Here is a 10,638-nt window from a genome sequence, read left to right as displayed (position 1 = left end):
GCTGGGGGGGGCGTTCTCGTCGTCCTTATGGGCGGTGGGTTCGTCGGCCTGTAGCAGGCGGGGACGCCGCAGCTGGGCGCGCGCCAGGGCCACCCGCTGGGCCTGGCCCAGGCTCAGCTGATGCGGGCGCCTCTCGGCCAGGGACTGCAGGCCAAGGCTCGTCAGCAGCGCATCGACGCGGGCGGCATCCACGAGCTGGCCGGCGGCCAGATAGGGCAGGCCCAGGTTGTCGCGCACGCTCAGGGCCGCGCTCAGATGCAGGCGCTGCGGCACAAAGCCCAGGTTCGCCCCGCGCCAGGCGTCGCGCTGGCGGGCGCTCAGCGCCCCCAGCTCGGTGCCGGCCATGCGCACCACACCCGCGCTGGCGCTCAGCAGGCCCGCCATCAGGGCCAGCAGGGTGGACTTGCCGCTGCCCGAAGCGCCACGCAGCAGCAGGCCCGGGGCCGCGCCCAGGGTGATATCGGGAAAGGCGATTTCCGGACCTTGCGCATAGCGGTAGCGCAGCCCGTGCAGCTCGATCATCGGCCTCAGCTCTGCTCTGGATCGCGCGCCAGGCGCCGGAAGGTGGCCAGGAACTTGTCCACCTTGGCCGCCACCACGAAGACGCAATAGCCCTGCTCCGGATTGCGGGCGTAGTAATGCTGGTGATAGTCCTCGGCGCGGTGGTAGTTGCGCTCGGGCTGCAGCTCGGTCACGACACGGCCGCCATGGGTGGTCTGTGCCTCGGCCAGCACCTCGCGGGCAATGGCTTCCTGTTCCGGGCTGTGAAAGTAGATGCCGGAGCGGTACTGCGTGCCCACGTCTGCGCCCTGGCGGTTCAGCGTGGTGGGGTCATGCACCGCGAAGAACACCTCCAGCAGCTCGCGCAGGCTGACCTGCTCAGGGTCGAAGCGCAGCCGCACCACCTCGGCATGACCGGTCTGGCCCCCGCAAACCTGCTCGTAGCTGGGTGCCGGACTTTGCCCATTGCAGTAACCAGACTCCACCGACAGCACACCGCGCACCCGCTCAAACACGGCCTCGGTGCACCAGAAACAGCCTCCGCCCAGAGTGATGAGATCGCCTTGAGGAGCGTGGGAAGAATGTGGGTTCATGGACAGAAAACTCTCGATGAGCAGCGCGGCAGGCAGCATAGCCCAGGCGGGGCATTCAGCGCAGGCCCAGGGCCATATCCACGCGTGGCACCCAGGGCTTGGCCTCCGGGCCGGCGGCCGCCTCATGCAGCCGTGGCGAGGCCAGGAAAAGCCGCGCATTGGGCACGCCGCGGGCCAGCAGTGCGTCGCGCACGGCCACGGCACGTTGCAGGGCAAGCTGACGCATGGCCTCGGTATCGGCTGCCTGGGCCGCGGCCAGCACGCTTTGCATCTGTTCCGGCGGCACATCCTTGAGCAAGCCCAGCAGATTGCGCGGACGTCCCGGCAGATTGCTCGCCTGATAGACCTGGCGCAGCAGGCGTCGGCGATCGGTATCACTGAGCGGCGGCAGCGGCACCTCGGCTCCGGAACCGCGTGTGTCTGCAGCACTGCTGCCACTGCTGAGCTGCTGCCGGCGCAGCTCCCGCCGACGCTCGGCCTGGATCAGGGCCTCGACCTTGGCGTCCTGCAGGGCTGCTTTCTCCGCCTGGGGATCGGCCCAGCCGGTCAGCGTCAGATTGAGGGATGGCCTATCGCTCAGGGCCTTGGCCACCTTGTCCAGCTGACCAGGCAGATCGGCTGCGGGCTGGCTGCTGGCGGGTGCGAACTCCAGCTGACTCAGATCAGCAGCTGCGCCCCCCGTGAGCAGGGAGAAAGGCGCCGTCAGGGCCTTGCCCAGCAGATTGATGATCACTTTGAGGATCAGTCCCCCAACGCTGAACTCAGGGTCATTGAGCGAACCGCTGACGGGCAGGTTCACATCGATCACACCCTGGCTGTCCTTGAGCAGGGCCACGGCCAGCAGCACCGGCAGCTTGGTGGCATCGGGGCTGTCTATGCGCTCGCCGAAGGTAAGCTGATTGAGCACGATCTGGTTGTCGGCCTGCAATCGACCGTCGGCGTCGATGCGGTAATGCAGCTGGGTGGAGAGCTTGCCCCGTTCAATGGCGTAGCCAGCGTACTTGCCGGCATAGGGTGAAAGCGGCGCCAACTCGATGTCCGTGGCGGCCGCGCGGATGTCCATCTGTGGTGGTGATCCGGGGCGAAGCTGACCACTGATGTCCAGCAGGCCGGTGCCCGCCACCTTGCCCTTGATGGCCAGCGGCGCCAACTGGGCCTGGATGCTGTCCACGCGCCCCAGGCTGCCCTGCAACTCGCTCAGCTTGGCGCTGTAGTTGGGGCGGATGAAGCGGTCGCTGAAGTCCACGGCCCCCTTGTCCAGTTGCAACTCACCCAGGCTGAATTGCAGCGCCGGGGCCGAGGCAGCCGCAGCGCTGGGCACTGCGGCCTGTGCCTGAGCTTGAACTTCGCGGGGCCCCAGATCGCGAAGGTTGAAACGACCTTGCTCGTCCACGATCAGCCGGGCATAGAACTCGGTCAACGCGGCTTTTTGCACCTCAAGACTTGGCGGCTTGTCAGCCACCAGCTCGGCACGCAGACCGGCTAGGCTGAGGGCCTGCCAGCTCAGCAGTTCTTCACCGACCTCGCGCCGTCCGTCGCGCTCACGCGTTTGCATCAGGCGCAAATCGGCCAGCAGCCCCTCGCCGCGCAGCAGCGCTTGTGGCCCCTGGCTACTTGCCATAACACTCAGATCGCCACGAAAGCCTGCCTCGGCTCGGCGCAGGTGCAGGCCCAGACGCGGGTCCAGATAGGGATCCGCCGCGTGCAGAGGCAGGCGTTCGGCCCTGATCTGGCCGGACAGGGCCAGCGGAGCCAGGCCCAGCTCCCCCTGGAACTGCAGGCTGCCCAGGGGATTGCTGCCTCGGGCGCCGCTGGCAAATCGCCGGCTGGCGGCGGCCGACCGGCCCATTTGCACACTGAGCTGCAGGGGTGAGCGGGACTTCTCCAGTGCGGGGTAGCTCAGGTTCTGCAGCTTGAGCCGCAGTTGCTCGGCCACAAGCTTGTAGGGTGCGTTCTCCGCCTCGCCCTCACGCTGATGGAGCGGGCGCACCGAGGTGTCGCTGAGGCTCAAACCGCCCTGCTCCACCGTCAGCGCGGCCAGACGCCAGGACCAGCCCGGTGCGCTGGCCGGCGTGGCGGACGAGCCCGAGGCGCTGACCGAGGGCGTGGCGGCAGCGGGCAGGCGCAAGCGTCCATCTGCAGCCCGCTCCAGCTGCAGACGCGGCTCCCGCAGGCCGAGCTGCCCCAGCAGAATTTGCCGCTTACCCAGCACCAGGCGGGCTTCGTCAAGGCTCAGACCCGCCAGACTGGCCAAGGGCTCACGCCGACCTCCCGCCACCAGCTGCTGCACCTGCAGCTGCTCAAGACGGAGCTCGCGCAGGCCGGCCTCGAGGCGGCCCTCGGGCTGTTCCGCCAGAGGCTGGGGCAGGCTGAGGCTGGCCTTGCCCGCCAGGCGCCCCTGCAAGGCCAGAGGCAGCTCCGCCTCCAGATAGGGGGAGAACCAGGCCAGTGCCAGGTCTTGCCAATCGGCCTGCAAGTCAAGCGCCTCGGCGCTGAGCTGACCCTGCAGGCCCAGCTTGGCACTGGGCTCGCGAGCCTTGCCTGCGCTTTGCAGACTGGCTTGCAGGCTCAGCTGTGCCGAGCCCTGCAGGGGCCAGCTGAGCTGCTTGAGTTCCAGCCCAAGAGGCTGCAAGCGCAGGGCGGCACCGCTGCGCCGGTCCAGCCAATCCACGCCGGCCTCCGCAACGCTCAGGCGGCCCAAGCTCAGACGCCAAGCGGGCTGATTTCTGTCGGCGGGCGTGGCAGCCACACCCGCCGACTGGGTGCCGAGTGCGGGCAGGCCGAGACGACCGGTGGCGTCTCGCTGGAGCTGCAGGCGCGGCGCCTCCCAGTGCAGGGAATCAATGTGCAGCTCACGCTTGAGGGGCTGCAGGGACTTGAGCTCCAGGCTCAGCGCGCGCCAGGCCATCCAGTCGGCCTGCTGGCCCTGGGCAAGCACGCCGTCAAGCAGTCTGAGCTGCCCCGTCAGGCTCAAGGCCGGCGGCTGCCCGGGCGCCTGAGCAAAACTGAGCTTCAGATCGGCGCTGAGCCGACCTTGCGTGGGCTTGAGCGGTAGCGCAGCCGGCCAGTAGGCCAGGTAGGGCTGCAGATCCAGATCCTGCAGCTGGAGTTTCAGCGCGGCCTCGCGCGTCTGGGCAAACGGCAGGGCATCGCCACCCAGATCAAAGCCATGACCGTTGAGGCGGCCAGCCAGCCTCGGCTGCACATGCACCGACACATGGTGATCAAGGCCGGAGAGAAAGGGCAAGTCCAGCCGCAGCTGCTCCAGCTTGTGCAGGCGCTGATAGGGCTTGTCGTCCAACAAGACCTGGCCCTCTGACAGCTGCAAGTTGTAGACGGCAAAGTCCGGCGCGGTATCGTCCGCTGTTGCGCCCGCTTCGGCGGGACGACGCAGATGCACGATCAAATCATCAATGTCGTATTGCCCCTCGCCGAGGCGGGCCAGACGCAGCAGCGGCCCTTGCACCCTCAGCGACTCCAGCACCAGACTGCGGTGCCAGAGCGAGCGCAGGGACAGCGCCGCGTCGACTTCGGCCACCTCAAGCAGGGCAGGCTCGGCCGCCGACGCCGCAGCGACGCGCAGCCCCTGAAGCACAAGCCCCAGCCGCCAGGGCTCGAAGCGCACCGCTTCCACGCTGACTGGCCGGCCCAGCGCCTGGCTGGCCAACTGCATGCCGCTACCGGCCACCCAGCGGGGCAAGAGCCACAGGGCCAGCAGCGCGAGCAGCACAAGCGCGCCTAAGGCGAGCGCCAGGCGGCGCAACCAGGGGCGGCGGGAAATCACAGCAGCCAAGGACATGGAGAAACCGGTGTGTGCCATTGCAAGCCATTATCCTGTGCGCGCCACGGCCCAAATGACGATGGCAGCGGCCCTACACACCATGAATGACTTGCTCTACGCCCTCCACGAGCTCAAGCCGCTGCTGCTGGTCTTGCTATTGCCCCCAAGCCCTTTGCTGGTCTTGCTGCTCCTGGGGGCGGCCTTGCTACGTCGCAAGCCCTGGCCGGGTCGGCTATTGCTGGGCAGCGGCGTGCTGGGGCTGTGGTTTGCGTTTTGCGAGGTGGGTGCGGACAGTCTGCAAGGCATGTTGTTGGCACGCAGCCAGGCGCTAGACCTGCAGACCCTGGCGCAGATACGGGCCGAGCCGCAGCGCACGGCCGTGCTGGTGCTAGGCGGTGGTGCCTTGCGCGAGGCGCCAGAGTATGGCGGCCCCAGCCTCAAACCGATCAGCCTGGAGCGGCTGCGGTATGGCGTGTGGCTGGCGCGCCATGGCGACTGGCCCCTGGGCTTCAGCGGCGGCACCTCGGCAGAACTGCGCGACCCGCGCATCACGGAGGCGGGTCTGGCTCAGCAAGCCGCAGCCCAGGAGTGGCAACACCCGCTGCGCTGGGCCGAGGACCGTGCCTCGGACACCCTGGCCAACGCCAGACTGAGCCTGCCTATGCTGCGGCGCGATGGCGTTCAACGCGTGCTGCTGGTGACCCACGATGTGCATATGAGCCGAGCTCTGCGAGCATTCCGAAGGGTCGCGGCGGATCTCGGCATGGAGATCATTCCGGCGCCCATGGGGCTACGGCCCAACAGCGCCTACAGCGTGTCAGACTGGCTTCCATCGTCCGAGGCCATGCGCAAGACCCGCTATGTCATTTACGAGGCATTGGGGCTGCTGGGCGGACGCTAGGCATGAATTTGGGCGAATGAGTCCCAAGCTCAAACGCCTGGCCCACAAATAGAAACCCCTCCCGGGCCATGAGCTGGGGAGGGGCTGGTGGCTGACGCCACCGGTTGGAGCTCCGCGGCCATCTGCCATGGGGCCCCTGCCGCGCAGAGACTGCGCCAGCGTATTGACCTGCGTTGCAGGCTTTTCAACAGTAGGCGTGAGCCTTGGGAGCTTCAAGCCTCGGCAAACCCTAGTTGAAATGCGGGCCGCAGCGTCTGTCGCGACTTCTCATGCGCCAAAGAGCTGGCCATAGAGCTCGTCAATGCGGGCCGTGACCTCGGGCGTCATGGTGATGGTGCGCCCCCACTCCCGGTTGGTTTCGCCGGGCCACTTATTGGTGGCATCCAAGCCCATCTTGCCGCCCAGCCCGCTGACCGGGGAGGCGAAGTCCAGATAGTCGATGGGCGTGTTCTCCACCAAGGTGGTATCGCGTACCGGATCCATGCGGGTGGTGATGGCCCAGACCACTTCCTTCCAGTCGCGGATGTTCACGTCCTCGTCCACGACCACGATGAACTTGGTGTACATAAACTGGCGCAGGAAGCTCCACAGGCCGAACATCAAGCGCTTGGCGTGGCCGGGATAAGCCTTCTTGATGGAGATCACGGCCATGCGGTAGCTGCAGCCCTCGGGCGGCAGGTAGAAGTCCACGATCTCGCTGAACTGCTTCTGCAAGATGGGCACGAAGACCTCGTTGAGCGCCTCGCCCAGGATGGCAGGCTCGTCGGGCGGCTTGCCGGTGTAGGTGCTGTGATAGATCGGGTCGCGGCGCTGGGTCAGTCGGGTAACCTCGAAGACCGGGAACCAGTCCTGTTCGTTGTAGTAGCCGGTGTGGTCGCCGTAGGGCCCCTCCAGGGCATGCAGATAGCCACCCTTCTCCTTGAGCGGCACGCCGTCTTCGCTCAGCCCCTCGAAGCCAGGCACTGCCACCGGGATATGGCCTTCCAGCACGATCTCGGCGCTGGCCGGCACCTGCAGCATCTGACCCGCCTCGCCCACGCCGGTGTCCACCACCTCGGTGCGTGAGCCGCGCAGCAGGCCGGCGAACTGGTACTCCGAGAGCGAATCCGGCACCGGCGTCACGGCGCCCAGGATGGTGGCAGGGTCGGCCCCCAGGGCCACGGCGATCGGGAAGTGCTGACCTGGATTGGCCAGGGCGAACTCGCGAAAGTCCAGGGCACCACCCCGGTGTGCCAGCCAGCGCATGATGAGCTGGCGCCGTCCGATCAGCTGCTGGCGGTAGATGCCCAGGTTCTGGCGCCGGCGGGGCTGGGGCACGGACTGCGGGCCACGCGTTACCACCAGGCCCCATGTGATCAGCGGACCGGCATCGCCGGGCCAGCAGGTCTGGATGGGCAGACGTTTCAGGTCCACCTCGCTGCCCTCCATCACCTCCTGCTGGCAGGGCGCCTCACGCACCCGGCTGGGCTTCATATCCCACAGGGCCTTGGCCATCTGCAGCAGGCGACCGGCGTCCTTGAGGCCGCGGGGCGGCTCGGGCTCCTTCAGGCTGGCCAGCACACGTCCCACATCCCGCAGCTCCTCCAAATTCTGAGCGCCCATGCCCAGGGCCACGCGGCGGGTCGTGCCGAAAAGATTGGTGAGCGCCGGGGTCTGGTAGGCGCTAGGCCTCTCAAAAAGAAGGGCGGGACCACCCGCGCGCAGAACACGATCGCTCAGCGCCGTCATCTCAAGCACGGGGGATACCGGCGTGGCGATGCGGCGCAGCTCCCCCAGCCCCTCCAATCCGTGGAGAAAGTCGCGAAGATCTCGGTACTTCATAATCAATAGTAATTAAGAATGGATGCAATAAGCTTGACGGGTTATTTTTGATCCTTAGAATCCGCCCTGCCCTGAGCTTTCAGGGTTAACCCGTGCTTTGCCTTGGGACGGCAAAGCGCCCCGCTGCCGATGGACCCGGCCAGGATGCTGAGAAGCCAGAGTGCTCTCCAGCGCCATCAACGGCCGGCCCATTATCACTGCCACATCCAGGCGCACACCCCATGGGGAGAAGCGCCACGGACACGGCGGAGAAGAAAGGAGTCGCATGACAGCGCGTCAAAGTATTTCTTCCCTCACTCGTAGTGCCACTGCCGCTGCAACCTTGTTTGTCAAGGATATCGGCCAGGGCCTGCTGGTGGTCAGCCACAACACCCTGGCCCTGCTGGGTCTGGCCGTCGTGGCTGTTTTGCTGATGTTCAGCAGTCAGGCGGATCTCCGTCACAAGCTCGAAACCGAGGCCTTTGGCTGGCTCAACGCCCGCCAGGAGGCTCGTGCCGAAGCCTCGGGCAATACCCTGTTGGGCGTGGCCGAGCCGGAGGCTCTGGCCCGCGCGACCGCCGCCGACCCGAAGGAGCTGACGCGCCAGCAGGCTGCGGTGGCGATGTGGCTGTCCAGGCGATATAAGGTTGCACCGGAGCCTATCAGTCGGCTGGTCCAGGAAGCCTGGGTTGTGGGTCAGCGTGCCCGCGTTGAACCGACCCTGATCCTGGCCATCATGGCCATCGAATCGGGCTTCAACCCCTTTGCACAGAGTGCCGTCGGTGCCCAGGGCCTGATGCAGGTCATGACCCGGGTGCACGACGACAAGTACGAGGCTTTCGGTGGCAACCTGGCCGCTTTCGACCCCATCACCAATCTGCGGGTCGGTGTACAGGTGCTCAAGGAGTGCATCCAGCGTGCTGGCAGCCTGGAAGATGGCCTGCGCTATTACGTGGGCGCGGCCAATCTGCCCGACGACGCTGGCTATGCCAGCCGGGTCCTGGCCGAGCACGAGCAAATGAAGTCCCTGTTCTCGGGTCGCAGCCTTGCCCCGGCGACTGCGGGTGCCGAGAAAACTTCGCCCAAGCGGGACCTGAAGCAGGAACAACTCGCTCTGCTGGAGTGAGTTTCACCGCTTCGTTCCGAAGCATCGAGCAAGGCCCCGGTGTCCGCTACACTGGGGCCTTCGCGCAACTGGCGATCAAGGCTGCGGACGGCTTCAACCGGCCGGCGGCCCGAGGTGGTGGACCACCGGGGAGCGCGAACGGTTTTGGGCCCAGGCCCGGCCGTCATCAGCCGTTCGCCTGGGCAGCCCAGCAAGCCGTTGCGCGCGTCGCCGCGGCTCGCCCCGGGCCCAACCCTCATCATGAACCACCACCATCATGTTTGATCGCAGCCAATCGACCCTCGCCAACGTCGACCCCGAACTGTGGGCCGCCGTCCAGAACGAAAACCGTCGCCAGGAAGATCACATCGAGCTGATCGCCTCGGAGAACTACACCTCGCCGGCCGTGATGCAGGCGCAGGGCAGCCAGCTGACCAATAAGTACGCCGAGGGCTATCCCGGCAAGCGTTACTACGGCGGTTGCGAGTATGTGGACGTGGTGGAGCAGCTGGCGATTGACCGCCTCAAGCAGCTTTACGGCGCCAACTTCGCCAATGTGCAACCCAACTCGGGCTCGCAGGCCAACCAGGGCGTGTTCTTCGCCCTGCTGCAGCCGGGCGACACCATCATGGGCATGAGCCTGGCCGAAGGCGGCCACCTGACCCACGGCATGGCCCTGAACATGAGCGGCAAGTGGTTCAACGTCATCTCCTACGGCCTGAACGCCAAGGAAGAGATCGACTATGAGGCCATGGAAGCCCTGGCCCGCGAGAAGAAGCCCAAGCTCATCATCGCCGGCGCCTCGGCCTACAGCCTGCGCATCGATTTCGAGCGCTTCGGCAAGATCGCCAAGGAAATCGGCGCCTACTTCATGGTGGATATGGCCCACTACGCCGGCCTGATCGCCGCGGGCGTCTACCCCAACCCGGTGCCGCATGCCGATGTGGTGACCTCCACCACCCACAAGAGCCTGCGCGGCCCGCGTGGCGGCATCATCCTGTGCAATGAAGAGGCGATCGCCAAGAAGATCAACTCGGCCATCTTCCCTGGCATTCAGGGCGGCCCGCTGATGCATGTCATCGCCGGCAAGGCCGTGGCCTTCAAGGAAGCGCTGACGCCCGAGTTCAAGGCCTACCAGGCTCAGGTCGTCAAGAACGCCAAGGTCCTGGCCGACACCCTGATCGAGCGCGGTCTGCGCATCGTCTCGGGCGGGACTGAGAGCCACGTCATGCTGGTGGACCTGCGCCCCAAGAACCTGACCGGCAAGGAAGCCGAGGCCATTCTGGGCGCCGCCCACATGACCTGCAACAAGAACGGCATCCCCAACGACCCGCAAAAGCCCATGGTCACCAGCGGCATCCGCCTGGGCACCCCGGCCATGACCACGCGCGGTTTCAAGGAAGAACAGGTGCGCATTACCGCCCACCTGATCGCCGATGTGCTGGACAAGCCGCATGACGAGGCCAATCTGGCCGCGGTGCGCGAGAAGGTCGCCGCCCTGACGCGCGACTTCCCGGTCTACCGCTGAAACCGGCCCGCCGCCGATGCGCTGCCCCTTCTGCAACCACGGTGAAACCCAGGTCGCCGAGACCCGGGAATCGGACGAAGGCGATGTGGTACGGCGCCGGCGGCGCTGCCTGAGCTGCGACAAGCGCTTCACCACCTACGAGCGGGCTGAAATTGCCCTGCCCGTGGTGGTCAAGAAGGACGGCACGCGCGCGGATTTCGATCCAGCCAAGCTGCGCGCCTCCATGCAGCTGGCCTTGCGCAAGCGTCCCGTGAGCATCGAGCAAATCGATGCGGCGCTGGAGCGAATTCAGGAAAAGCTGCTGACCAGCGGCGCCCGCGAACTCCCCTCGACCAAGCTGGGCGAGTTGGTGATGCGTGAGCTCAAGAAGATCGACAAAGTCGCCTATGTGCGCTTTGCCTCCGTCTACCGCAGCTTTGAAGACGTGGA

Annotated in this window: 8 protein-coding genes and 1 riboswitch; of the genes, 4 read left to right on the top strand and 4 right to left on the bottom strand. The window is 66.4% G+C overall.

Going from position 1 to position 10,638, the window contains the following annotated elements; translation table 11 throughout:
• The 3 genes from ACK5F2_RS13345 to ACK5F2_RS13335 form a co-directional block, all read right to left on the bottom strand.
• The coding region (locus ACK5F2_RS13345) for an ABC transporter ATP-binding protein (protein ID WP_409865337.1) at nucleotides 1-522 on the bottom strand (522 nt) is incomplete at its 3' end.
• A 5-nt stretch (nucleotides 523-527) separates the two neighbouring features.
• The gene (gene msrA / locus ACK5F2_RS13340) at nucleotides 528-1,094 is read right to left on the bottom strand and encodes a peptide-methionine (S)-S-oxide reductase MsrA (protein WP_409865335.1); all 567 of its coding nucleotides are present in this window, start codon (nucleotides 1,092-1,094) and stop codon (nucleotides 528-530) included.
• Nucleotides 1,095-1,149: 55 nt separating this feature from the next.
• The gene (locus tag ACK5F2_RS13335; protein WP_409865333.1) at nucleotides 1,150-4,914 is read right to left on the bottom strand and encodes a DUF748 domain-containing protein; all 3,765 of its coding nucleotides are present in this window, start codon (nucleotides 4,912-4,914) and stop codon (nucleotides 1,150-1,152) included.
• A gap of 61 nt (nucleotides 4,915-4,975) precedes the next feature.
• Here ACK5F2_RS13335 and ACK5F2_RS13330 point away from each other — a divergent pair, with 61 nt between their 5' ends.
• Nucleotides 4,976-5,776 (top strand): YdcF family protein, encoded by an 801-nt coding sequence (locus ACK5F2_RS13330; RefSeq protein WP_409865331.1) that lies wholly within the window; start codon nucleotides 4,976-4,978, stop codon nucleotides 5,774-5,776.
• Nucleotides 5,777-6,043: 267 nt separating this feature from the next.
• Here ACK5F2_RS13330 and ubiD read toward each other — a convergent pair whose 3' ends face one another.
• Nucleotides 6,044-7,597 (bottom strand): 4-hydroxy-3-polyprenylbenzoate decarboxylase, encoded by a 1,554-nt coding sequence (ubiD, locus tag ACK5F2_RS13325; protein ID WP_409865329.1) that lies wholly within the window; start codon nucleotides 7,595-7,597, stop codon nucleotides 6,044-6,046.
• 265 nt (nucleotides 7,598-7,862) lie between these two features.
• On the opposite strand from ubiD, the gene ACK5F2_RS13320 reads away from it, so the two are divergent.
• From ACK5F2_RS13320 to nrdR, 3 genes are all read left to right on the top strand, one after another.
• On the top strand, nucleotides 7,863-8,702 hold the full coding sequence (locus tag ACK5F2_RS13320; protein ID WP_409865327.1) for a transglycosylase SLT domain-containing protein: 840 nt from the start codon (nucleotides 7,863-7,865) through the stop codon (nucleotides 8,700-8,702).
• Nucleotides 8,703-8,756: 54 nt separating this feature from the next.
• A riboswitch (ZMP/ZTP riboswitch) is annotated at nucleotides 8,757-8,893 on the top strand.
• 65 nt (nucleotides 8,894-8,958) lie between these two features.
• A complete protein-coding gene (gene glyA / locus ACK5F2_RS13315; protein WP_409865325.1) occupies nucleotides 8,959-10,209 on the top strand; it encodes a serine hydroxymethyltransferase in 1,251 nt (416 codons plus the stop codon).
• A 16-nt stretch (nucleotides 10,210-10,225) separates the two neighbouring features.
• Nucleotides 10,226-10,638, top strand: a 413-nt coding sequence (gene nrdR / locus ACK5F2_RS13310; protein ID WP_409865323.1) for a transcriptional regulator NrdR, incomplete at its 3' end; no start/stop codon positions are given.

It is taken from the genome of Roseateles sp. (assembly GCF_046300915.1).
GTDB lineage: Bacteria > Pseudomonadota > Gammaproteobacteria > Burkholderiales > Burkholderiaceae_C > Kinneretia.
This window is presented reverse-complemented; position numbering and strand designations above follow the sequence as displayed.

Coding starts and splice junctions, on each gene's coding strand:
- msrA (WP_409865335.1), bottom strand. CDS start 1,094: ATGAACCCACATTCTTCCCACGCTCCTCAAGGCGATCTCATCACTCTG.
- ACK5F2_RS13335 (WP_409865333.1), bottom strand. CDS start 4,914: ATGGCACACACCGGTTTCTCCATGTCCTTGGCTGCTGTGATTTCCCGC.
- ACK5F2_RS13330 (WP_409865331.1), top strand. CDS start 4,976: ATGAATGACTTGCTCTACGCCCTCCACGAGCTCAAGCCGCTGCTGCTG.
- ubiD (WP_409865329.1), bottom strand. CDS start 7,597: ATGAAGTACCGAGATCTTCGCGACTTTCTCCACGGATTGGAGGGGCTG.
- ACK5F2_RS13320 (WP_409865327.1), top strand. CDS start 7,863: ATGACAGCGCGTCAAAGTATTTCTTCCCTCACTCGTAGTGCCACTGCC.
- glyA (WP_409865325.1), top strand. CDS start 8,959: ATGTTTGATCGCAGCCAATCGACCCTCGCCAACGTCGACCCCGAACTG.